We start from the raw sequence: 22,573 nt of genomic DNA, 5'->3' as shown, positions 1-22,573 counted from the left end.
CCTTGTTATAACTCAACTAATATAGTTATTTCTTAGAAATGTTAATAATTAAATCAATTATTCTATTGCTATATCCTATTTCGTTATCATACCAGCCAATAATTTTCACCATTTTTCCTATAACAGATGTCATTAGCGAGTCAAATACACAAGAATGTGAGTTACCAAGAATATCTACTGATACGATAGGGTCTTCTGTATAAGCTAATATCCCTTTAAGATCAGATTGAGCCGCTTTTTTAAAAGCGGTATTAATTTCTTCTATCGAGGTTTCTTTTTTTACATTAAAGGTGATATCCGTCAGAGATCCATCCGGAACTGGTACTCTTATTCCGCATCCACCAATTACATCGCTCAGATCAGGAAAAACCTTGGTAAGGGCTTTAGCAGCACCAGTTGTTGTAGGAACTATAGATTGACTGGCGGCTCGGGCGCGTCTAAGATCTCTATGCGGTTGATCATGTAGGCTTTGATCGGTGGTGTAACTGTGAATTGTGGTAATATATGCTTGTTCAATTCCGCAAAGTTCATTTATTACCTTAATCATCGGCGCAGCGTTATTTGTAGTGCAAGATGCATTGGAAATAATCGTTTCTGTACCATCTATTAAATCATCATTTACTCCAAGTACAATCGTTTTTACAGAGTCTTCTAAAGGTGGTGCAGATAATATAACTTTTTTGGCACCAGCAGCTACATGTTGCATAGCAAGCTCTCTAGTCTTAAATTTACCAGTGGCTTCAATTACTATATCTACGTTGTAATCTTTCCAATTACAATCAGCAGGTTGTTTTGCATTTAATAAAGGAATGGATAAATCATCTACTATAATATGACTATTATTATGAGAAACGTTTTCTTGTAACACTCCGTGAATACTATCATATTTGAGTAAATGACTAAGCGTTTTGCTGTCTGCAAGGTCATTTATAACTACAACATCAATATTAGGGTTCTTAAGCAATAGTCTAAACAGGTTACGACCAATTCTCCCGAATCCATTAATGGCTATTCTTATAGGTATATTCATTAATTCTTAAGTAAAGAAAAGAAGTTAGGTAAGGTGTTTTTGTGCCTTGTAGGAAGATCGAACTAGTGCTCCGCTTTCTACATGTCTGAATCCCATTTCTAATCCAATCTGTTCATATTTTTTGAATTGATCAGGAGTAATGAACTGTTTTACTGGCAAGTGCTTTTTACTAGGTTGTAAGTATTGTCCAATAGTTACAATATCTAAGTTTACAGTTCTCAAGTCTTTTAGAACTTGGATTACTTCTTCTTCCGTTTCTCCTAGCCCTAACATAATTCCACTTTTAGTGCGATTAATACCGTTGTCTTTTAGGTATTTTAAAACTTGTAAACTTTGTTCGTACTTAGCTTGTATACGAACCTCTCTAGTTAACCTTTTTACCGTTTCCATATTATGAGAAACAACTTCTGGCTTAACATTTACAATACGATCAATGTTTTTTGTTTTTCCTTGAAAATCAGGAATTAGAGTTTCTAAAGTTGTATGTGGGTTAAGTCTTCGAATTGCCTGAATAGTCTCAGCCCATATAATAGATCCTCCATCTGCTAAATCGTCTCTATCCACAGATGTAATCACTGCGTGTTTGATATCCATTAGTTTAATAGAGCGGGCAACTTTTTCTGGCTCTTCCCAATCCACAGTCTCTGGTCTTCCAGTTTTTACACCACAAAATCCACAAGAGCGAGTGCAAATATTACCAAGTATCATAAAAGTAGCGGTTCCTTCGCTCCAGCATTCTCCCATATTAGGGCAGCTACCAGAAGTACAGATGGTATGTAAATTATATTTGTCTACAAGTCCTCTAAGTTCGGTATACTTTTTTCCAGTAGGCAATTTTACACGTAGCCATTTTGGTTTTCCCTTGGGTGGTGCTACTGCGGTCACTTCATTATTCATACTAAGCAATATTTTAGGCAAAAATACGAAGAAAGCTTCTATAAAAATAGGGTTTTTGATTTTCTTGGGACTTTACTAAGAAAGACTCTAAAAGATAGAGAGATTTAAATGTAGACAGAAAATTTGTAAGAAATCACCGTGTTCTCGAAAAAAAAGCATACAATTATTGAGTATATTTTCTGTTAATAGTATATTAAGGATTAAAATCTTCTCAATTTTTTGCAAAAGGGAATTTTTGGAAAAAAAAGAGAGATTTTTTCAACTAACTAATTGCCGAAAATTATGGTCTTTGAAAATATTGTAAATTTCTGTAAATCAATGTTTTGAATCAATAATAGTTTGATTTTGTAGGAATAAAAAGGGATTTATTCTTATTAAAATTGCGGTAAAACCGTAATTTTAATAAGGTTTTTATAGCTTTATATGAATTCTTTTCCTATTTTTGATGTACATAATTTTTAGTAGAAATACTTTAGGTCATGGTTAAAATTAGCTTAACCCCATTTTTTAGTCATTAAAAAAAAGTTAAAAAACCAATTAAAAATGTCAAAAGAAGAATTAGAACAACAGAAACAACTGAAAAAAAACAGAAAGCGAGTAGAAAAATGGTTAATTAGTAATCAAAAATTTATTAATATAACCGGAATCGAAAAAGAGATATCAGCTCCTAAAGGACTGGTTCAGAAGTTTATTAAGTATGATAAAAAAATCAATGATAAATGGATAGAGCCTTTACACGGAGTTTTAAAGAAAATTTCCACTTTTAGTTTACGATAAAATTGGGAATTGTTTACTCTCATAATAATGAAAAGAATTAATCACTGCTAAAAATGGATTAATTCTTTTTTTTATTCGTGATGATTTCCGCCAAAAGCTTTCTAGCTCTTAACAGTTTTACTTTTACGTTGTTCATAGGCTCATCTAAAACTTCTGAAATTTCTTTATAACTTAATTCTTGGAAGTACCTTAAATTAATAACCTCTTGGTAATGAGGTTTAAGTTGTTTGATAAACCTAAGTAGTTGGGCAAGATTTTGCTCGGTAATTAATTTGTCTTCTGGAGTAGGAGCATCATCGATTATTTTATAAACAGAATCATCAACATCCGTTGTAGTTTTCGATCGTATGGAAGCGTTCTTTTTTCTGAGTAAATCAATATGAATATTTTTAGAAATCTGAATTAACCAAGTCTTAAAATTATACTCTTCTTTAAAAGTATCAATTTTATCAAAAGCTTTAGAGAAACTTTGTATAGTTATATCTTCAGACTCATATTCATTATTAGTTCTTTTAAGTTGAAAATTGAATACATCATTCCAATATGTGTCCAACAAATAATTAAAGGATGCTTGCTTTCCTTCTTTAGCTTTTTTAATATGCTCTAGTAATTCTATTGATTCGTTTTTCAATGAAGTGGTTTTGAAAAGAAGTGCTTTGTTATTTATTTAGCATGTTCAGTTTCATTGCAATTAGCATATTGATCTGGTGTTTTACCGCAAAGTGAACAAGACTCACCTTCCTTATTCAGAAAAGGACTTTGACTAGCGCATGTTCCTGCAAATTTTCCATCTTTCTTCGCCCATAATTTAATAGCAATCCCAGCAAAAGCAACTAATAAAAGTGCTACGGTAAGTAATACTAATTTCATAATTAAATATGTTCCTTAATTTGGTACAAAGATACGAAGAAAAACAGCTTAAAATGAGAATTTAAGAAAATTAGAAGTGCTATTTTTATAAGGATTTTGCTATTTAATAATATTTACTTCGGTTTCTAAAGAAATATCAAATTTTTGCCGTACAGTTTCTTTTATTTTTAAGGATAGTTCTAGTATTTCTTTTCCAGTAGCATTATTGTGATTTACTAATACAAGTGCCTGTTTGCTATGAACTCCTGCGTCTCCCCAGCGTTTTCCTTTAAAGCCACTTTGCTCTATCAGCCAACCTGCAGGGACTTTAATATGTTTTTCATCAACTTTATACGAAGGAATAGTAGGGTAGGTGTTTTGTAAAACAGTAAAAGCAGTAGAAGAAATCACCGGATTTTTAAAAAAACTACCACTATTTCCTATTTCGGATGGATCTGGAAGTTTACTTTTTCTAATGCTTATCACTGCTTCAGCGATATCTTTAATTGTAGGTTTGGTACAATTTTTATCCTTTAACGCTGCCTCAATGGCTCCATAACTAGTGTTTAAGAGATGTTGAGCTGTAGTTAACTCAAAAGTTACCTTAGTGATAATATAAGTTCCTTTTAATTCATTTTTAAAAACAGAGTTTCTGTAGCCAAAATTACAATCTTGTTTTGTAAAGATTCTTTTTTCTTTTGTTTGGGTATGAATAGCCTCACAGCTTACGAAGTTATCTTTTAATTCTACTCCATAAGCTCCTATATTCTGAATCGGAGCACTACCTACATATCCTGGAATTAAAGAGAGGTTTTCAAGTCCTCCGTATCCCTTATCGATACAGAATTGTACAAAATCATGCCAATTTTCTCCAGCATTTGCAGATACTAAAACTGTATTATCGGTTTTTTCTGTAACAGAAATACCAGATATGGAAATGTGTAGAACAGTTGCGTCAATATCTCGAGTGAGTAACATATTGCTTCCTCCACTAAGAATAAAAATGTCTTCATCTTTACAAAGAGTCAATGCTTCATAAAGTTCCTCTTCGGAGTTTATTGAAATGAACTTTTTTGCTTTTACATCTATTCCGAATGTGTTGTACTTTTTAAGAGATTTCTGATGTTCTATCTTCAAAAAACAAGAATTTTAAAGTTGTATGAATTTTAATTATGTGAAAGATATAACTATTTATAGTTTTATAAACTAACTTTTTCTTCTGTTGGTACAAAAGATTTCTTATCCATATATTTTTCCAATCCCAGTTTTAGAATATTTATAGCTTTTTTTAGATCTCTCCTGTTAAGTACATATGCAATTCTTACCTGATTTAACCCTTGATTTGGGCTAGAATAGAATCCAGAAGCAGGTGCTAGCATTACCGTTTCATTATTCACATGAAATTCATCAAGTAACCATTTAGCAAAATCATCGGCGTCTTTGATGGGTAATTCAACAATACAGTAAAAAGCTCCACGAGGAGTAGCTACCTGTACGCCTGGAATATTCTTCAGACCTTCAACCAAAGTATCTCTACGCTCTTTGTATTTTGCTACCGTTTCTTTATAATATGATTCTGGTGCTTCTAAAGCAGCTTCACTAGCTATTTGTGCCAATGTTGGTGGACTTAATCTAGCTTGTGCGAATTTCATAGCTGTCTGCATCACATCTTTATTTTTACTTACCAAACAACCTATGCGAGCTCCGCACATACTGTATCGTTTAGAAACAGAATCAACTACTATAGCATGATCATTAAGGGATCTTTCTTGAAGAATTGAGTAGTGTTCTGAGTCGTCATAAACGAATTCTCTGTATACTTCATCTGAAATTAAAAATAAATCATATTTAATTGCTAAGGCAGCTAGATCTTTTATTTCTTCTTTGCTATATAAATATCCTGTTGGATTACCTGGATTACAAATTAAAATAGCTTTGGTTTTTGGCGTGATAAGTTTTTCAAACTCCTGAATAGGAGGTAAGGCAAAACCATTCTCTATTTTAGAGATTACAGGTACAACTGTCACTGTTGATTGTGTAGAAAAACTATAATAATTTGCATAAAAAGGTTCTGGAACAATAATTTCATCTCCCGGATCGGTAATACTACCCATCGTAAAAATTAATGCTTCACTACCACCAGTGGTGATCAGAATATCTTCTGATGATATCGTAATATCATGTTTTGCATAATAACCAGCAAGCTTATTTCGAAAACTTTCAAAACCGGCTGAATGACTGTAAGCAAGAACATCTAATTTGTGTTCTCTGACCGCTTTCATTGCTTCTATAGGTGTTTTTATATCTGGTTGACCTATGTTAAGATGGAAAATATGTTTCCCTTCTTTTACCGCTTTTTCTGCAAAAGGAGCAAGTTTCCGAATCGGTGATTCTGGCATTGCTTTTCCTTTACTTGATATTACAGGCATTCTATTTAAATTTATAAAGTAAAATAGCGGTAAATTTCTTAAATTATTTAGGATTTAAGTTAATTATTATCAGGAATTTTCAAGTATTTTTCTATATTTAGCGGAATGAAGATTTTGTACAGGGATTTTTATCATTTTCTTAAAGAGAAGGCCCTTATTCTACTTTTACTTACTCCTTTTATCCTAAAAGCGCAAGATGGTTTTAAGTTACCTGAAGGGGAGACTGGCGATAAGATTAAATTTGAACTAGCTAACAACCTTATTATTATACCTGTAGAGCTCAATGGTGTGCAGTTATCTTTTATTTTAGATACTGGTGTTGGCTCAACTATTCTTTTTAGTATCGATAAACGAAAGTCATTAGAGTTAAAGAATGCTTCTAAAATTTATCTCAGAGGCCTGGGAAATGAAGCACCAGCGGAAGCAATTAAATCTACAAACAATATATTAAAGATTGGTAATGCTTATAGTGATGATCATACCGTCTATATGATTTTTGATGAATCCATGAACTTTTCGCCGTTGATGGGATTCCCCGTTCATGGAATTATAGGCTATGATTTTTTTAAAAAATTTATTTTAAATATTAATTATTCAAAAGGCATTATAAAAGTATTTGATCCGGTTTCTTATAAATATAAGAAGTGTAAGAAGTGCTATCAAACAGATTTGAATTTAGATAATAATCGTAAGAGACCAATGATCAAAGCAAAATATAAGACAGATAAGGGGCTTGTAGATGTGAATCTTTTATTAGATTCAGGATCAAGTTCTGCTCTGTGGTTATTTGAAAATCCGAAAATTGGTATAACCGTCCCAGAAGAGTCATTTGGTGATTTTCTTGGAAAAGGTTTTAATGGAGATATTTATGGAAAAAAGACTAAGGTGGAAGGATTAAATATAGGAGATTTTGAAATAAAACAAGTAACGGCTTCTTTTCCTGACTCTTTATATATTCAGGGGATTTCTCTTAAGACTAGACAAGGTTCTATTGGAGGTAGTGTTTTGAAAAGGTTTAATATGATCATTGATTATCCTAATAAGAAAATTACTTACAAGAAGAATAGATTTTTTAGCAAGCCTTTTCATTATAATATGAGTGGAATTACTATTCAGCATAATGGAGTTAGAATTGCTAAGAATTATAATATACGTAGAAGTCCATCAAGACCATCCTTGGATTTTGTTACTAAGGAGAATGGTAAAATTTCTGTAAATGTCTTTAAAGCTGATGTGAGTTCATTTGTCTACTCTTTAGAACCCGAATTTAAAATTGCAGAGGTGCGGCCTGGTTCACCAGCTGCTGTAGTAGGTTTAATGAAAGGAGATAGTGTATTAGAAGTTAATGGGAAGAAAGCTAGTTTGTATAAACTGTCGGATCTTAATGATTTGTTCTATTCTGAAGAAGGGAAAAGAATAAGTATTAAGATAGAACGATTGGGTATAGAAATGAAATTTACTTTTAGACTCAAAAAAGTAATATAAAAAAGGCCTTACGTTAGTAAAGCCTTTTTTTATGGTTAATACATATAATTTCTAATTTTTCTTTTCCAATACACTTTTTGTATCATCCAATACTCTTCCTGTTATTCTAATTGCTTTCGTAGATTCTTCAGCATTTGAATATACAGTGATTAATTTACGAATCGGACCTACACGTTTAGTGTCATATTTTACCTCAATAACTCCATTTTCTCCTGGAGCAATTGGATCTTCCGGTTTTTTAGGAATAGTACATCCACAACTTGAATATACTCTAGAAATAATTAGCGGAGCATTTCCTGTGTTTGTAAATTCAAACTGGCGAACACCATCACTACCCTTAGTAATTTCGCCATAATCAATTACTTCTGTTTTAAATTCGATTTTTGCTTTGGCATCCTGAGCGTTTAGGGTAATTCCCAGAAAACCAATAAATAAAATCATGATTACATTTCTCATAACGTAGGTTTTTATAATATGTAAAAGTAGTTACTTTTTATCCAACTTCAAAATTGCAAAAGACTTTCAAGTTGTCGTATATAATAATTACTTTTGCACTCTAAAATCCAAAAATCGGACCAAACTATGGCGTTAGCAGGAAAATATGATGCAAAATCAGTAGAAGAAAAGTGGTATAACTACTGGATGGAGAATAATTATTTCCATTCTGAAGTTGATGAACGAGAAGCATACACGATTGTTATTCCTCCGCCAAACGTCACAGGTGTATTGCATATGGGACATATGCTAAATAATACGATACAGGATGTTTTGATTCGAAGAGCTCGTCTGAAAGGGTATAATGCTTGTTGGGTGCCAGGAACCGATCATGCTTCCATTGCTACTGAAGCTAAAGTTGTGGCTAAACTAAAAGAGCAGGGGATTAATAAAAATGATCTTACCAGAGAAGAGTTCTTAGAACACGCATGGGAATGGACACATAAACATGGCGGAATTATATTAGAGCAGTTAAAAAAGCTTGGAGCCTCTTGTGATTGGGAACGAACTGCTTTTACAATGGATGACAATTTGTCGCAATCTGTGATAAAAGTATTTGTGGATTTATATAATAAAGGCCTTATTTATCGAGGGTATCGAATGGTCAATTGGGATCCAGAAGCAAAAACAACATTATCTGATGAAGAGGTTATTTATGAAGAAAAACAAGGAAATCTTTATTATTTAAACTATAAAATAGAAGGAAGTAACAATGTGTTAACAATTGCAACTACTCGACCAGAAACTATTATGGGAGATACTGCAATTTGTATCAATCCAAATGATGAAAGATTTACACATCTAAAAGGTAAAAAAGCAATTGTACCTATCGCTAATAGAACAATTCCGATCATAGAAGATGAATATGTAGATATGGAATTTGGTACAGGATGTCTAAAGGTTACACCTGCTCATGATCAGAATGATAAAGTTTTAGGAGATAAACATTCTCTAGAAGTAATTGATATTTTTAATGATGATGCAACTTTAAATTCTTTTGGGCTTCATTATGAAGGTAAAGATCGATTCGTTGTTAGAAAGGAGATTGTAAAAGAACTAGAGCAGCTAGGAGTGCTTGAAAAAGTAGAAACACATCTTAATAAAGTAGGAACAAGTGAGCGTACCAAAGCTGTTATCGAGCCTAAACTTAGTGATCAGTGGTTTCTGAAAATGGAAGGTTTAGCTAAACCTGCCTTAGATGCTGTTATAAATAAGGATGTTAATCTTGTTCCAGAAAAGTTTATTAATACCTATCGCCATTGGATGGAAAATGTTAGAGATTGGAATATCTCAAGACAATTATGGTGGGGACATCAGATTCCAGCATATTTCTATGGAGATGGTAAAGAGGATTTTGTGGTTGCCGAAACCCAAGAAAAAGCTCTTGTATTAGCGAAGGAAAAAACTGGAAACGCTGGATTAACAGAAGGTGATCTGCAGCAAGATCCTGATGCGTTAGATACCTGGTTCTCTTCTTGGTTATGGCCAATGAGTGTTTTTAACGGGATTTTAGAGCCAGAAAATGAAGAAATAAATTATTATTATCCAACAAATGATTTAGTTACTGCACCAGAAATATTATTCTTTTGGGTAGCGAGAATGATTATTGCTGGATATGAATATAAAAAAGAGAAACCTTTTACAAACGTGTACCTTACGGGAATCGTAAGAGATAAACAAAGACGTAAAATGTCTAAATCTCTTGGGAATTCTCCTGATCCTTTAGACCTAATAGATAAATATGGAGCAGATGCAATAAGAGTAGGGATGTTATTGAGTTCTCCTGCCGGAAACGATTTGATGTTTGATGAGGATCTTTGTGATCAGGGAAGAAAATCATTTGTAAATAAGATCTATAGTTCTTTTAATTTAGTTAGTGGATGGGAAGTGGATAGTACTATCGAACAACCAGAAGCTTCTAAAGTGGCTATACAATGGTATAAGTCTAAATTTCAAAAGGCTTTAGTAGAATTAGAGGATGCGTACACCAAGTATCGAATTAGCGATGCATTAATGATTACCTATAAATTGATCAGAGATGATTTTAGTAGTTGGTTATTAGAAATGGTGAAACCAGCGTATCAAAGTCCTATAGATGCTAAAACTTATAAAGAGATTATTGAGATTTTTGAGGATAATCTAAAAATCTCGCATCCTTTTGTACCTTTTATTTCAGAAGAGATTTGGCAACAAATAGCTGATAGAACAAAAGAAGAAGCGTTGATTGTTTCTAGTTGGCCAATCATTACTTCGGTTGATGAAGAGTTGATTGCGGCCTTTGATTTTGCTAGTGATGTGATTTCTGGTATTAGAACGATACGTAAAGAAAAGAATATTTCTTTTAAGGAAACTATAGAATTATCAGTTTTAAATAGTGAAAATAGTACTAAGACTTTTGATTCTGTAATTTCTAAACTAGGTAACATCGAGGCATTGTCTTATGTAGATGCTAAAGTAGATGGGGCTCTTTCTTTTAGAGTAAAATCAAATGAATATTTTATTCCTATTTCTGGTTCGGTTAACGTAGAAGAGGAGGTTAAGAAATTAACAGAGGAGTTGTCTTATACTGAAGGGTTTTTGAAATCTGTACAGAAAAAACTTCAGAATGAGCGTTTTGTAAATAATGCGCCAGAAAAAGTGATTGCTAATGAGCGTAAAAAACAAGCAGATGCAGAAGCCAAAATAGCTACCCTAAAGGCAAGTCTTTCAGGACTGCAATAGTAGGAATAGTTTAGATAATAAAAAAAGGCTTTGATTTTTACACCAAAGCCTTTTTTTATACATCTGTAATATGCTTATTTACTAGTTCTATGTATTTAAGTTTTGCTTCTTCTGAAGTAAGGTTTTTTACCTGAAAGAGTGCATTGAGTTTGAAGGCGTTTCTTAATTCGCTATCTCCAGAAGGTGTGTAAAAACCTTCGGTATGGGTTGCGTGCTTATAGTAAGCATAAAAATGAAGCATTACATCAGGAGGTAATTCAATTTTTGTGTTACAGGCTTTCTCAAAAGCCTTTTGAAAAGCAATATTTAATTCCTCGCTGGTCATACTTATACATTGGCGATAATACTTTCGCCACCTCTTACTTTTTGATTTAAGGAAACGTTTACTTCTGTTCCTACCGGTAAATAAACATCTACTCTGGATCCAAATTTTATAAAACCACTATCGGATCCCTGAACAACTTTTTCGCCTTCCTCTGCATAATTTACAATTCTTTTTGCAAGTGCCCCAGCAATCTGTCTGTAAAGCACTTCTACAAAATTGTTTTTTACCACTACAGTCGTACGTTCATTTTCTTCAGACGCTTTTGGATGCCATGCAACAAGGTATTTTCCAGGATGGTATTTGCTAAAAGCTACTTTTCCATTAATCGGGTGTCTGGTTACATGAACGTTGATAGGAGACATAAATATCGATACCTGTAGTCTATTTTCTTTAAAATATTCCTTTTCGAATACTTCTTCAATGACAACTACTTTTCCATCTACAGGAGCAACAACTGTATTGTCATTAATATCCGTATGTCTTTTTGGATTTCGAAAAAACTGTAGTATCAATATTAAAAAAACTAATGTTACCGCAAATATGGCAATAATCCATTGGTCTATTTGAATTGCAACATAAGATGCTGCATTAATGCCTAGAAAAAGTACTATGGCTACTGCTATGATTTTATAACCTTCTTTATGAAACATGGTTTAATATTTGTAAAAATGCGTATAAAAATGGACTTGCAAATATAATACTATCTAAACGATCAAAAATACCACCATGACCTGGCATTATAGAACCACTATCTTTTACTCCAGCTTGTCTTTTGAACTTAGATTGTATAAGGTCTCCCAGTGTACCAAAAATACTCATTATTATACTTATAATCAACCAAAGATAGATAGATAAGGTGTTAGAAAATATAGCAATTAAATAACCAGCTATTAGCGTAAAAATGAAACCACCGATAAAACCTTCAATTGTTTTTTTAGGAGATATTCGTTCTAGTAATTTATGTTTTCCAAAGTTTTTTCCAACCAAATAAGCAAAAGTATCATTAGTCCATATCATTAGTAAAGGTCCGGCAATCATAATTGGGTTGTATATACCATCATAACAGGGTATAAGAGTAAGGAAAACAATGGATGTGATAAGATAAAATATGCTTGTAAAATATTTTCTTTTCTCGAACATAGGAATGATCCTAATGGTAATAAGGTCTCTAACTAAAAATAGTTGAGTGATTATGGTAAGCCCTAAAACAATTAAAGGGACCCATATCGGAATTTTTAAAGCAGGAATATGAAATAATAAAAGAAAACCAATAAACACAAGATATAACCAAGTGTTTTTTAAATGAATTAATTTTTGAAATTCATATAAGCAGATAATCCCAAAGATCACGAACACTCCAATGAAGGTATATTGAGAAACGAAAATAGAAATTAATAATAACGAGATATATAAAAAACCCGATAAAGACCTTGTGAGTATTTCCTTCATATTATAAATCTTCCAACAGCAGCAAATATAGATTTTTTGAGCTACTTCCGTAACTTAAGAAGTCTTTTTCTTTTTGCGGTTCGAAGTTTTTTATGGTAGTGATATTAGAAGGAATAGCGTTTTTATTTTTCTCTTTTATTCCTTTTAAACCTTCGCCAATACTATTAACTAATTGACTTGTTGATGCTAGTATTATAAAATCATCTGGTAATTCTGTTAGTTTCTTTTCTCTAAGCTGATTAGAGGAAACTAGAATTGCGCCACTATCTGCAATCAAATATTCGCATGTGGCGAAAAAAAATGAAGCGGGTGATTTCTTGATATAATTGAGGTTAAATCCTGAAAATTTATGTTCTAATCCAATATCAAAACAGCAAACATCTTTTTCATACCAATCATTTTCTAAAAGGATCTTGTCAAAAGAATCAAGAACTTCATCATCACTATCGCAATAAAGGAATTTACCACCATTCCTTTTAAAATTTATCATAAAGCTTTCATCAACAGGTAGGTTGATTTCAGGCATATATTTACTGCGATCTTCAGCATGTCGCTCCTTACTCTTTTGGTCTGATTTAGATTTCGAGGAAAATAATCTTCTAAATAGACTCATTTTTAGATGTCGTCGGGGATTTACGGGTTAACATTACTTTCAAAGATAAAAAAATCTTAACCTAATACTCTTATTAGATTAAGATTTTTTTAATTTACTTGTAAAAAAACGATCTCTTTCTAAGAAGGTTCAATGATCGTTTCTTCTTTTTTGTCGAACGGACGTTTACCAAAAATTTTCTCTAGGTTGTCCTTAAAGATAACTTCTTTCTCTAACAATACTTCTGCTAGTTCTGTAAGTTTATCTTTATTTTTTTCTAACAATTCAATAGCACGCTGATATTGCTCTTCGATGATGTTCGAAATTTCTTTATCAATCAGCTCGCTAGTTTGCTCACTATAAGGTTTTGTGAAACCGTACTCGTTTTGACCTGAAGAGTCATAATATGTTAGGTTTCCTATTTTATCATTAAGTCCATAGATAGTAACCATGGCTCTAGCTTGTTTTGTAACCTTTTCTAAATCACTTAGCGCACCTGTAGAAATTTCATTGAAGATCACTTTTTCAGCAGCACGACCTCCTAAAGTTGCACACATTTCATCTAGCATTTGGTTTGGTCTTACGATCAACCTTTCTTCTGGTAGATACCAAGCAGCTCCTAACGATTGTCCTCTTGGTACAATGGTTACTTTTACTAAAGGTGCGGCATGCTCCAACATCCAACTTACTGTAGCATGTCCAGCTTCATGAAATGCAATTGCCCGTTTTTCCGCTGGAGTAATAATTTTATTTTTCTTTTCTAAACCACCAACAATTCTATCTACTGCATCTAGGAAGTCCTGTTTACCAACTGCTTTATTTCCTTTACGAGCAGCTATAAGGGCAGCTTCGTTACAAACATTCGCGATATCAGCTCCAGAAAATCCTGGAGTTTGTTTAGACAAAAAGTCTGTGTCTAATTCATCCTCCTTTTTAAGAGGTTTAAGATGAACTTCAAAAATTTCTTTACGCTCACGAACATCTGGAAGATCTACATAAATCTGTCTATCGAATCGACCAGCACGCATTAACGCCTTATCTAATACATCTGCACGGTTGGTAGCAGCAATTACAATTACATTAGTATTGGTTCCAAAACCGTCCATTTCGGTAAGAAGTTGATTCAACGTGTTTTCTCTTTCGTCGTTAGATCCTGAGAAATTACTTTTACCTCTAGCTCTACCAATGGCATCTATTTCATCAATAAAAATGATAGCTGGTGATTTTTCTTTCGCTTGTTTAAATAAGTCACGTACTCTCGACGCACCTACACCTACAAACATTTCTACGAAGTCAGAACCTGATAATGAGAAAAATGGTACTTTAGCTTCACCAGCAACTGCTTTAGCTAATAATGTTTTTCCCGTTCCTGGAGGTCCGACTAATAAAGCTCCTTTTGGAATCTTACCTCCAAGAGAAGTATATTTTTCAGGGTTTTTAAGAAAATCAACGATTTCCTGTACTTCTTCTTTTGCTCCTTCTAATCCAGCTACATTTTCGAATGAAACTTTAACGTCTGTATTTTGATCAAAAAGTTTAGCTTTCGATTTTCCGATATTGAATATCTGACCACCAGCACCACCACCAGCACCACCGCTCATTCGTCGCATGATAAATATCCAAACACCAATAATTAAAGCAAACGGAAGTAAAGTGATAAATATATCTCCCCACATATTGCTTTCGGTATCATACCCTACTTCAGTAGAAAGATTGTTCTCACTTTTAATTCTAGAAATTTCATTCTCAAAATTTTGAAGATCACCAAACTCAAATTCATAATCAGGATCATTCGGGCTTGCTGGTAAAAATGAATTTCTTTTGTTTTTTGTGTGTTTATCTTGGTTTTTTGCTTCTGGAGTAAGATATACTCTAGCGAGCCTTCGATTTGTAATAATAACTATTTTCTCTACTTCTCCATTACTCAAGAAATTATTAAAATCAGAAGTGGATGTTTCTGGGGCAGATCCCATACTTCCTCCACCTAGAAAATTTAATGCTAAAAATCCAACGATTATTACACCATAAATCCAATATGCGCTAAACTTTGGTTTTTTATTCGAGTCCATTTTTTTATTGTCTTTAGCCATTTACGCCTTTTTTAATAGTTTGTTTCGATAGTTGTTGTTTTCGCATCTCCCCATAAACTTTCTATGTCATAAAATTCTCTGATGTGTTTTTGGAAAACATGGACAACTACATTTACATAATCAATCAATACCCACTCTGCATTTTCTCCACCTTCTACGTGCCAAGGTTTATCTTTTATAGACTTGCTTACCGTTTTTTGGATGGAATTAACAATGGCATTGACCTGAGTATTAGAAGTACCGTTGCAAATAACAAAATAACTACAAACTGTATTTTCAATTTCTCTTAAGTCCAAAATGGTAATATCATTACCCTTTACTTCTTCAATACCTTTGATTATATGAGTTATTAGTTGGTCAGTACCGATTTCTTTTTTAGTCATGCATTTTTTTTAATTTGTGTAAAGTTATTACTTTTTATGTTTATATGTTTGCATTTGCAGACATTTGTAAAAAATTTCACACTGTTATTTATGCATATAATCAAAGTTGATGCCATTGACTCTACAAATATTTTTCTTCGAGATATGAATCGAGAAAAGTCTTTGGATAAACCTGTTTGTGTTGTAGCACATGAGCAGTTGCAGGGCAAAGGTCAGATGGGTACTACTTGGCAAAGTAATCCGGGAGAAAACCTTACCTGCAGTGTGTTTATGCCAATTAATGATCTTGATATTGTTCATCAATTTTATGTGTCTATGGTGGTTTCTATCAGTGTATACGAAACTTTAGAATCTTTACTGCTGCCAAAACTGTCTATAAAATGGCCAAACGACATTCTGTCAGATAGGTCTAAGATATGTGGTATTTTAATAGAAAATATGGTTAATAATGGCAGGCTTAAAGGAGTGATTATTGGTATTGGAATTAATGTGAATCAGCAGCATTTTGATAATCTTCCTCTGGCATCATCCTTAAAACAAATTCTAGGTAAACATTTTGAACTGGATGAAGTATTATCTATTCTTTTAGAAAAGTTACAAAGTAAATTTGGAATACTAGCTCCAGCTAATTTTTCATTTATTAAAAAAACATACGAGTCGTTGTTGTTTAGAAAAAATAAACCCTCAACATTTATGGATGTCAAGGGTAATTCGTTCGTGGGTATTATTAAAGATATAACAACAGCTGGAAAACTTCAAATTCTATTAGAAGATGAAATTATTAGAAGTTTTGATCTTAAAGAAGTAAAGCTTCTTTATTGATCAAGGATGTTAAAACTATAATTTACCTATGTTTTCACTTAGCGTATTAATAAAGTTTTGAATAGGATTTTTTATCATCATTCCCATCATAGCGTTAAATTGCCCTTCAAATACTAATTGAGTAGTGCTTTTCCCTTCTCCTGCATCTGCAATATTAGCGGTAAGTGTAAAAGGAAGTTTGTCGCTAGCCGCTCCAAGAACAACAGTTGTAGGAGCAGTGTTACTTTTTTGTTCTAATACGATTTCTGGCATTCCTTTTAATTGAAAAAGAAATCTTGAATCGTTTAATTTTTCGAATTTTTGTTTGCTTTCTGGCATAAGTTCTTCAAAATTTTCAACTTTTGTTAAAAATTCAAAAACTTCTTGTTGAGTTTTTTCTACAGTAACTGTAGGACTTTCTAGATTCATCGAGATTAAAAATTTATTGATTCCACTCTGCTGGATTTACTCTCCAGTTTTGTAGTGTTTCTTGTTGTTCTTCTGTAATGTAATTTGTGTCCAAAGCTTGTTCCAGAAGATTTTCATAATTACTTAAAGTGTGCAAAGATAATGCCGCATCTTCAAAGTTCTGAGATGCTATATCAAAACCATAGTTGAAAATAGCTACCATTCCTTTAACATTGGCATTTACCTCTTTAAGAGCTTTTACCGCATTTAAACTACTTTTTCCTGTACTGATAAGGTCCTCAACTACTACCACATTTTTGCCAGACGGCACAATTCCTTCAATTTGATTTTTTCTACCATGTTTCTTAGCTTCAGGTCGAACGTAGATAAATGGAAGATTTAAGTAATCGGCTACAAGCATTCCTATTCCGATTGCTCCTGTAGCAACCCCAGCAATAACATCTGGTTTTCCGTATTTTTCTTCAATAAACTTAGCAAGATGTTCTCTCAAGAAGTTACGAATAACGGGATAAGAAAGAGTCACACGATTATCACAATAGATAGGAGATTTCCATCCAGAAGCCCATGTAAAAGGTTCTTGTGGTTGTAATTTAATTGCATTAATTTGCAATAGTAGTTCAGCAGTTTTTTTTGCTGTATTTTTGTCAAAAATCATAGTTGCAAATGTATAAAGTTTTTGTGAATAATACGCCTATTATTCTGTCCACAAAAAAGGGAATTGAGGATTATAAAACAATTCATATTAAAGATGTGGAATTTCCTGAAATTATTAGAGATATTTTGCATAAAGAAGATAAAGGTAAAGAGGTAAAATATCATTTCTATCATAAAAGTGAAGAAAAACTTTTGGAACATTTGTATGCAAAACTACCAGTAGTTGTCGCAGGAGGAGGAAAGGTTTATAATTCTAAAAAAGAGGTTTTGTTTATCCATAGAAATGGGAAATGGGATTTACCGAAAGGTAAAGCCGAGAAGAAGGAAGATATGGAAACTACTGCCATTAGAGAAGTAGAAGAGGAAACCGGAGTTACAGGACTGGAGATTACTAAATTCTTATATAAAACCTATCATATCTTCAAAAGAAACGGAGAATTTAGGCTTAAAGTAACCTATTGGTTTGAGATGAAAACCGAATATGATGGAGTTTTAACCCCGCAAAAGAATGAAGGTATTATGAAAGTGAAATGGAAGGATGCTAAAAAAGCGAAAAAGGCTTTAAAAGATTCTTACGCAAATATCAAACAATTGTTTTCTCACGAATATTTATCCTAAAGTAAAAGTCAATATATGAGAGACTGTTTTACACATATATTGTTTTTTTCTATGATACATATGTTTGCGCAATCTCATAAAGAATATACTCCGATTATAGAAGATTTTAATAAGGATGGTGTTAAAGATACTTTGTATGCGATTTATGATGGGGGAAGTAATTTTGGGGGAACAGATGTAAAACTTATTAATGGTAAAAATGCTGAGACCTATGAGCTTAGTAATTTTGGTTGTTTTTGTGCTATGACGACATTGCATTGGATTCCAGATGCTTTACAAAAACCAGAAAATCAATTGTTCTTATCAGCTATTCAAAAAAGACTGTTTCCAAAAGTACAGGAAGTTGCTGATCCTTCTTTAGAATGGATAATCAAAGGAAAATCTTCCAATCGAAAGTTCTCTAAAAATAAATATTTTGATCTTATTATTTATCCAGATATCCCTTGGGATAGTGTTCCAATAGTTGTTCCTAAAGATAATTATAGCATGATTTTGGACGAAGATATGATTAAGGTACTTTTTCCTGAAGAAATAAGATTACACGAAAACAATGCTCCAGAAGTAAAAAAAGGTTTTTTGTCGTATTGCGGAAGATGTCATCAAATGAACGAATCCTCTCCAGAGTTAGTAACTAAAAATGATCTGTATGAGGTTTTCAAAACATCGCACGGAGTTTATGTAAGGAAAAAAGATTTGCAAAAATGGATTTTGGTAAATGAGATTAATCTAACCGGAAGTGTAGGTAAATTGAGATGGGATTCTATTAAACAAGTAGTATTGTTAGATACCTATTTGGTAATCCAGTTTTCGGGTGCTCCAGATTATTTTGATACTATATTTGTGAGTAATGTCGAAACTGGAATGGTGGGAAGGTTAAAATACCTGTATAGAGATAATACTTTAGATTATCCTAATGTGTTGGTTAAAGATCAAATGATTCGCTACGTGGATGAAGAGGAAGAAAAATCCTTTTTCTTAAATAATAACGAGGTTTTTGAAGAGTTGGATAGCTTACATCTGAGATTGAAAGATTGATTTTAAGGTCTTGCTAATATTTTTTTGTAACATATATGTTACGAAGGTGACATATGTTATAATCTCAGTGGATAAATCAATAGTTTGAAATACTACTATCAATTACAATATAAACGCGTGTATCGTGCCTTTAAAGATTTTGGTACAGAACCTGTTATTGGATATCCTATTATAGTTTTTCTCTTTTGTTGGATGTCTCTGAGTTTTTTTGATCGAGTTTTATACGCTAATTATATCTATATTTTTATAGCAACAATATTTTCGTATAGTCTTACGAATGCCAATCATGTAGAATTTCTTAAGCAACATTTTTTAGCTGCTGAATACAGGAAAATCATGATTCTTAATAATCTTATAAAGGTTATTCCGTTTGCGCTTTTGTTGGTAGTTAAGGGGTTTTTTATTGAAGCGTTTGTATTATGTGTAATAGGTGTTTTAATTTCTTTTTTTAAAAAAGGAAAACGACAAACTATAATAATACCTACTCCTTTTGGAAAAGAGCCTACAGAATTTATCATTGGTTTTCGAAAAACATTTTGGGTTTTTCCGTTGGTTTATTGTTTGGCAGGTATAGCAATATATAAGGAGAATTATAACTTAGGAATCTTTGCTTTAATTCTAATTTTATTGGTATGTTCTGGTTATTATACAAAACCTGATCCCGCGTATTATGTTTGGATATATGATAAGAATCCAAAAGAGTTTTTAAAACACAAAGTTATGGTGGCTTTGAAGAATAGTTTGCTACTGGTTCTTCCCATTTTAATTGTATTAGTTGTTTTTTATGCCAAAGAAACTCATTTTACATTGCTGTTTTTATTAATAGGTTGGTTGTATTTGATAATGTATGTTTTTATGAAATATGCGTTTGAATATTATGGATTAGGAATATTTCAAGGAATTGTTGGAGCGTTATGTTTGTTGTTTCCACCAATAATGATCATCACAATACCATATTTTTATAAAGAAGCTTTACGTAATTTAAATCAATCATTACAATGATATCTATCAAATCTTTATCAAAAAGCTATAATGATAATGAAGTACTAAAGGATATAAATCTGTCTTTTAATCCAGGAGAGATTCATGGAATAGTTGGAGAAAATGGTGCTGGTAAGACTACACTTTTTAAGGCTATTGCTGGTATTGAAAGTTTTAAAGGAGTTATTGAATATTCTGAGGGAACTCTTAAAAACGTGATGGGTTTTTTGCAAACAGATCCCTACTTCCTATCTAAGATTACAGGTAAAGAGTATTTAAGATTACTATGTAAAGCTAGAAGTCAAAAAGAGATTGATATAAATGAAAAAAACATTTTTGATTTACCATTAGATCAATATGCCGAAACCTATTCTACTGGCATGCAAAAGAAATTGGCGTTAACAGGAATTTTAATGCAAAAAAATGATGTTTATATTCTAGATGAACCATTTAATGGGGTTGATATTCACAGCAATGCGATTATCAATCAAATCTTGTTGAAGTTAAAAGAGCTTAATAAGATTATAATTTTGTCATCACATATTTTTTCTACCTTATACGATACCTGCGATTACTTACATTACTTAAAAAACGGAAGTATTCTTAGAAGTGCTGATAAATCAGAATTTCAAGCTATTGAAAAAGAAATGCAAAGCACTGGTATTCATCGTAAAATAGATAAGCTTAACTTGCAATAACTACTAGTTTTTTTATGTTGTTATTTGTTAATTCGGTAAATAGGATATCTCAGGTGCGCTTTTTCGTAATTATTGGATTGCTTATGGATCCATTCTAATTGTGCATACCAATTTTTAGCAAATACAGTATCTTTTTTCTTTTCCTCAAATTGTTGCTTTAAAGTACTATCATTCTCCAATAATTCCAATGCTTTATCTTCCCATACATATGGAGAGAACCCTTCCTTTTGTTGTAGAATAGTATCAAAGAAATTCCAATTAAAGAAAGAATCTGAAGCTTCTGGTTCCAAAGTTTCCAAAATATATCTAAATCCTTTCTGATCTGTAAAAACAATATGATCACCTTCTTTGAATAAGATGGTTTCAACACTTTTGCGAACTTTGGTATTATAATGAAGATAATGTCCTTCATATGGAGCTTTTCTACTTTTGTAGTCTTCGATATGATATACTTCAACAGATATTGTGCTGTCTTTTTCTAAGGTTTTATATGAAATATGATTAAGATCTAATTTTTCTATAATTGGCCACCATCCTTTTGGAATTACATAGGCTTTTGGTGTTTTGATTGTCGTAGTAGGACTAAAATAATTTTGGTAACGAACTTCTTTAGTGTAGGGTTTGTCATCGTAATATTTTAACCGTTTTGCACCCGTAACTTTGCTTTCAATATAAGCACTTTCATATCCCTTGAATTTAAAATAAGTAGCTTTCGTTGTGTCTACTTTCCAGTTTACGATATACGTTTCTTGTTTGGGTAAATTGCTGAATGCCTTGGATCGTAAATCTTTTATTTTTTCACCGTCTTTTTCAGTAATGTCAATCATTGATTTCATAAGTTCATAAGTGCCTTCAACTCTTGGTTTATATGGTTTAAGCATATGAGTTTCTACCATCATTCCTAATGTGTTCCACAATGTGGTGTATCCGGTAGAATATCTTGGAGAATCCATAAACTGGGTCCATCCCTTATCCGGAGTAGTACCCCAAACATTTACATAAGGTGTAATGTCCCATTGTTTTTCTTTTAGAAGTGTTTCTAATTGTGGGTGCATCTCTTTGTTTAGATAAGCTCCTAACTCGCCATTTAATTTGTTGTGTTGGGTGAAAAGATGTGTTAGCGTGTATTGATAATCTGCTCCATTACTAACATGATTATCGATAAAAACATCAGGTTGTACTAGATGGAATATTTTAGCAAAAGTTTGAGCGTTTTTGGTGTCACTTTTGATAAAATCTCGATTCAAGTCATAGTTTCTCGAATTTCCTCTGAATCCATATGCTTTTGGACCGTTTTGGTTAGTTCTTGTTCCGGTATTCCGATTCAAAGCGCCACCAATATTATAAATAGGAATAGTAACTAAGACGGTATTTTTAGGAGATTCGATAGTTCCATTTACTATGTCTCTAAAAAGCATCATCGTTGCATCGATTCCATCACTTTCTCCAGGATGAATACCGTTATTTATTAGTAGAATACGTTTGTCTTGTCTGATTTTTTCAAAATCGAATATCGCTTCTGGGTTTAAAGTAACTATATGCAAAGGATTTCCGCTATCTGTCATTCCGATTTCCTGTATGTTGATCTCTGGATAAGCTTTTGCAAGGTTTTTATAGTAGGTAATCACTTCCTGATACGTTGGTGTTTCGGTACCATTACTTTTTTCAAAGTTCGTGGTAAAATCAAAGTCTTTTAAGGAGTTTTCTTTGGAAGTGTTACAAGATATAATAGTTAGAATACTGATAATGAGTGTGATGATTCGCATGTGTAGTATGAGTTAGGCCTAAATATACTAAGTTTTACTTTTTTTTGATCTTCTATAACGTTTTAGTTT

The 22,573-nt window shown here is 32.5% G+C and carries 24 protein-coding genes; 8 read left to right on the top strand and 16 right to left on the bottom strand.

What is annotated here, in order from left to right:
• Positions 1-25: 25 nt before the first annotated feature.
• Positions 26-1,030, bottom strand: a complete 1,005-nt coding sequence (gap, locus tag Q1A73_RS23750; RefSeq protein WP_299611073.1) for a type I glyceraldehyde-3-phosphate dehydrogenase — start codon at positions 1,028-1,030, stop codon at positions 26-28.
• 24 nt (positions 1,031-1,054) lie between these two features.
• A complete protein-coding gene (gene lipA, locus Q1A73_RS23745; RefSeq protein ID WP_299611071.1) occupies positions 1,055-1,927 on the bottom strand; it encodes a lipoyl synthase in 873 nt (290 codons plus the stop codon).
• A gap of 543 nt (positions 1,928-2,470) precedes the next feature.
• Between lipA and Q1A73_RS23740 the strand changes: the two genes are divergently transcribed.
• Complete coding sequence (locus tag Q1A73_RS23740) at positions 2,471-2,704, top strand: hypothetical protein (protein WP_299611068.1); 234 nt, start codon at positions 2,471-2,473, stop codon at positions 2,702-2,704.
• 58 nt (positions 2,705-2,762) lie between these two features.
• Here the strand turns inward: Q1A73_RS23740 and Q1A73_RS23735 are convergent, their stop codons facing one another.
• The 4 genes from Q1A73_RS23735 to Q1A73_RS23720 form a co-directional block, all read right to left on the bottom strand.
• Positions 2,763-3,335: a sigma-70 family RNA polymerase sigma factor gene (locus tag Q1A73_RS23735; RefSeq protein WP_299611065.1), complete on the bottom strand. Its 573-nt coding sequence runs from the start codon at positions 3,333-3,335 to the stop codon at positions 2,763-2,765.
• Positions 3,336-3,367: 32 nt separating this feature from the next.
• Positions 3,368-3,574 carry a membrane or secreted protein gene (locus Q1A73_RS23730; RefSeq protein ID WP_299611062.1) on the bottom strand — a complete coding sequence of 69 codons (207 nt, stop codon included), beginning with the start codon at positions 3,572-3,574 and terminating at the stop codon, positions 3,368-3,370.
• Between the two features lie 99 nt (positions 3,575-3,673).
• Positions 3,674-4,690, bottom strand: coding sequence for a UDP-N-acetylmuramate dehydrogenase (gene murB, locus Q1A73_RS23725; RefSeq protein ID WP_299611060.1), 1,017 nt, complete (start codon positions 4,688-4,690; stop codon positions 3,674-3,676).
• Positions 4,691-4,752: 62 nt separating this feature from the next.
• Positions 4,753-5,982: a pyridoxal phosphate-dependent aminotransferase gene (locus tag Q1A73_RS23720; RefSeq protein ID WP_299611057.1), complete on the bottom strand. Its 1,230-nt coding sequence runs from the start codon at positions 5,980-5,982 to the stop codon at positions 4,753-4,755.
• 105 nt (positions 5,983-6,087) lie between these two features.
• Here Q1A73_RS23720 and Q1A73_RS23715 point away from each other — a divergent pair, with 105 nt between their 5' ends.
• Complete coding sequence (locus Q1A73_RS23715; protein ID WP_299611055.1) at positions 6,088-7,467, top strand: aspartyl protease family protein; 1,380 nt, start codon at positions 6,088-6,090, stop codon at positions 7,465-7,467.
• A 51-nt stretch (positions 7,468-7,518) separates the two neighbouring features.
• On the opposite strand, the gene Q1A73_RS23710 is transcribed toward Q1A73_RS23715, so the two are convergent.
• Positions 7,519-7,923: a DUF1573 domain-containing protein gene (locus Q1A73_RS23710; RefSeq protein ID WP_299611053.1), complete on the bottom strand. Its 405-nt coding sequence runs from the start codon at positions 7,921-7,923 to the stop codon at positions 7,519-7,521.
• 126 nt (positions 7,924-8,049) lie between these two features.
• On the opposite strand from Q1A73_RS23710, the gene Q1A73_RS23705 reads away from it, so the two are divergent.
• On the top strand, positions 8,050-10,683 hold the full coding sequence (locus Q1A73_RS23705) for a valine--tRNA ligase (protein WP_299611049.1): 2,634 nt from the start codon (positions 8,050-8,052) through the stop codon (positions 10,681-10,683).
• Between the two features lie 55 nt (positions 10,684-10,738).
• Here Q1A73_RS23705 and Q1A73_RS23700 read toward each other — a convergent pair whose 3' ends face one another.
• The 6 genes from Q1A73_RS23700 to rsfS form a co-directional block, all read right to left on the bottom strand.
• Positions 10,739-11,008, bottom strand: a complete 270-nt coding sequence (locus tag Q1A73_RS23700; RefSeq protein ID WP_299611046.1) for an acyl-CoA-binding protein — start codon at positions 11,006-11,008, stop codon at positions 10,739-10,741.
• Between the two features lie 2 nt (positions 11,009-11,010).
• Positions 11,011-11,658, bottom strand: a complete 648-nt coding sequence (locus Q1A73_RS23695) for a phosphatidylserine decarboxylase family protein (protein ID WP_299611043.1) — start codon at positions 11,656-11,658, stop codon at positions 11,011-11,013.
• Positions 11,648-12,457, bottom strand: a complete 810-nt coding sequence (locus tag Q1A73_RS23690) for a phosphatidate cytidylyltransferase (protein ID WP_299611041.1) — start codon at positions 12,455-12,457, stop codon at positions 11,648-11,650. The genes Q1A73_RS23695 and Q1A73_RS23690 overlap by 11 nt, the downstream gene beginning before the upstream one ends.
• Before the next feature lies 1 nt (position 12,458).
• On the bottom strand, positions 12,459-13,070 hold the full coding sequence (locus Q1A73_RS23685; protein WP_299611039.1) for an LUD domain-containing protein: 612 nt from the start codon (positions 13,068-13,070) through the stop codon (positions 12,459-12,461).
• Positions 13,071-13,189: 119 nt separating this feature from the next.
• Positions 13,190-15,139, bottom strand: coding sequence for an ATP-dependent zinc metalloprotease FtsH (gene ftsH / locus Q1A73_RS23680; RefSeq protein WP_299611036.1), 1,950 nt, complete (start codon positions 15,137-15,139; stop codon positions 13,190-13,192).
• A gap of 11 nt (positions 15,140-15,150) precedes the next feature.
• Entirely contained in the window at positions 15,151-15,522 is a 372-nt protein-coding gene (rsfS, locus tag Q1A73_RS23675) for a ribosome silencing factor (protein ID WP_299611034.1), read from the bottom strand.
• 90 nt (positions 15,523-15,612) lie between these two features.
• On the opposite strand from rsfS, the gene Q1A73_RS23670 reads away from it, so the two are divergent.
• Entirely contained in the window at positions 15,613-16,344 is a 732-nt protein-coding gene (locus Q1A73_RS23670; protein ID WP_299611031.1) for a biotin--[acetyl-CoA-carboxylase] ligase, read from the top strand.
• 15 nt (positions 16,345-16,359) lie between these two features.
• Here Q1A73_RS23670 and Q1A73_RS23665 read toward each other — a convergent pair whose 3' ends face one another.
• Together Q1A73_RS23665 and pyrE are read right to left on the bottom strand one after the other, a co-directional pair.
• Positions 16,360-16,752 carry an SRPBCC family protein gene (locus Q1A73_RS23665; RefSeq protein ID WP_299611029.1) on the bottom strand — a complete coding sequence of 131 codons (393 nt, stop codon included), beginning with the start codon at positions 16,750-16,752 and terminating at the stop codon, positions 16,360-16,362.
• Positions 16,753-16,765: 13 nt separating this feature from the next.
• Positions 16,766-17,407: an orotate phosphoribosyltransferase gene (pyrE, locus tag Q1A73_RS23660; RefSeq protein ID WP_299611026.1), complete on the bottom strand. Its 642-nt coding sequence runs from the start codon at positions 17,405-17,407 to the stop codon at positions 16,766-16,768.
• A gap of 8 nt (positions 17,408-17,415) precedes the next feature.
• Between pyrE and Q1A73_RS23655 the strand changes: the two genes are divergently transcribed.
• The 4 genes from Q1A73_RS23655 (at position 17,416) to Q1A73_RS23640 (ending at position 20,738) form a co-directional block, all read left to right on the top strand.
• Positions 17,416-18,024, top strand: coding sequence for an NUDIX domain-containing protein (locus tag Q1A73_RS23655; RefSeq protein ID WP_299611023.1), 609 nt, complete (start codon positions 17,416-17,418; stop codon positions 18,022-18,024).
• Between the two features lie 15 nt (positions 18,025-18,039).
• Positions 18,040-19,059, top strand: coding sequence for a hypothetical protein (locus tag Q1A73_RS23650; RefSeq protein ID WP_299611020.1), 1,020 nt, complete (start codon positions 18,040-18,042; stop codon positions 19,057-19,059).
• A gap of 84 nt (positions 19,060-19,143) precedes the next feature.
• Entirely contained in the window at positions 19,144-20,061 is a 918-nt protein-coding gene (locus Q1A73_RS23645; protein ID WP_299611017.1) for a hypothetical protein, read from the top strand.
• Positions 20,058-20,738 carry an ABC transporter ATP-binding protein gene (locus tag Q1A73_RS23640; RefSeq protein WP_299611015.1) on the top strand — a complete coding sequence of 227 codons (681 nt, stop codon included), beginning with the start codon at positions 20,058-20,060 and terminating at the stop codon, positions 20,736-20,738. The genes Q1A73_RS23645 and Q1A73_RS23640 overlap by 4 nt, the downstream gene beginning before the upstream one ends.
• A gap of 20 nt (positions 20,739-20,758) precedes the next feature.
• Here Q1A73_RS23640 and Q1A73_RS23635 read toward each other — a convergent pair whose 3' ends face one another.
• Positions 20,759-22,504 (bottom strand): M14 family metallopeptidase, encoded by a 1,746-nt coding sequence (locus Q1A73_RS23635; RefSeq protein WP_299611013.1) that lies wholly within the window; start codon positions 22,502-22,504, stop codon positions 20,759-20,761.
• Positions 22,505-22,573 lie beyond the last annotated feature (69 nt).

Source organism: uncultured Aquimarina sp., from assembly GCF_947492115.1.
In the GTDB taxonomy this organism is placed as follows: Bacteria; Bacteroidota; Bacteroidia; order Flavobacteriales; family Flavobacteriaceae; genus Aquimarina.
The sequence above is the reverse complement of the archived record's forward strand: the minus strand, read 5'-3'. Positions and strand labels throughout refer to the sequence as shown.

Coding starts and splice junctions, on each gene's coding strand:
- gap (WP_299611073.1), bottom strand. CDS start 1,030: ATGAATATACCTATAAGAATAGCCATTAATGGATTCGGGAGAATTGGT.
- lipA (WP_299611071.1), bottom strand. CDS start 1,927: ATGAATAATGAAGTGACCGCAGTAGCACCACCCAAGGGAAAACCAAAA.
- Q1A73_RS23740 (WP_299611068.1), top strand. CDS start 2,471: ATGTCAAAAGAAGAATTAGAACAACAGAAACAACTGAAAAAAAACAGA.
- Q1A73_RS23730 (WP_299611062.1), bottom strand. CDS start 3,574: ATGAAATTAGTATTACTTACCGTAGCACTTTTATTAGTTGCTTTTGCT.
- Q1A73_RS23720 (WP_299611057.1), bottom strand. CDS start 5,982: ATGCCTGTAATATCAAGTAAAGGAAAAGCAATGCCAGAATCACCGATT.
- Q1A73_RS23715 (WP_299611055.1), top strand. CDS start 6,088: ATGAAGATTTTGTACAGGGATTTTTATCATTTTCTTAAAGAGAAGGCC.
- Q1A73_RS23710 (WP_299611053.1), bottom strand. CDS start 7,923: ATGAGAAATGTAATCATGATTTTATTTATTGGTTTTCTGGGAATTACC.
- Q1A73_RS23705 (WP_299611049.1), top strand. CDS start 8,050: ATGGCGTTAGCAGGAAAATATGATGCAAAATCAGTAGAAGAAAAGTGG.
- Q1A73_RS23700 (WP_299611046.1), bottom strand. CDS start 11,008: ATGACCAGCGAGGAATTAAATATTGCTTTTCAAAAGGCTTTTGAGAAA.
- Q1A73_RS23695 (WP_299611043.1), bottom strand. CDS start 11,658: ATGTTTCATAAAGAAGGTTATAAAATCATAGCAGTAGCCATAGTACTT.
- Q1A73_RS23690 (WP_299611041.1), bottom strand. CDS start 12,457: ATGAAGGAAATACTCACAAGGTCTTTATCGGGTTTTTTATATATCTCG.
- Q1A73_RS23685 (WP_299611039.1), bottom strand. CDS start 13,070: ATGAGTCTATTTAGAAGATTATTTTCCTCGAAATCTAAATCAGACCAA.
- ftsH (WP_299611036.1), bottom strand. CDS start 15,139: ATGGCTAAAGACAATAAAAAAATGGACTCGAATAAAAAACCAAAGTTT.
- rsfS (WP_299611034.1), bottom strand. CDS start 15,522: ATGACTAAAAAAGAAATCGGTACTGACCAACTAATAACTCATATAATC.
- Q1A73_RS23670 (WP_299611031.1), top strand. CDS start 15,613: ATGCATATAATCAAAGTTGATGCCATTGACTCTACAAATATTTTTCTT.
- Q1A73_RS23665 (WP_299611029.1), bottom strand. CDS start 16,752: ATGAATCTAGAAAGTCCTACAGTTACTGTAGAAAAAACTCAACAAGAA.
- pyrE (WP_299611026.1), bottom strand. CDS start 17,407: ATGATTTTTGACAAAAATACAGCAAAAAAAACTGCTGAACTACTATTG.
- Q1A73_RS23655 (WP_299611023.1), top strand. CDS start 17,416: ATGTATAAAGTTTTTGTGAATAATACGCCTATTATTCTGTCCACAAAA.
- Q1A73_RS23650 (WP_299611020.1), top strand. CDS start 18,040: ATGAGAGACTGTTTTACACATATATTGTTTTTTTCTATGATACATATG.
- Q1A73_RS23640 (WP_299611015.1), top strand. CDS start 20,058: ATGATATCTATCAAATCTTTATCAAAAAGCTATAATGATAATGAAGTA.
- Q1A73_RS23635 (WP_299611013.1), bottom strand. CDS start 22,504: ATGCGAATCATCACACTCATTATCAGTATTCTAACTATTATATCTTGT.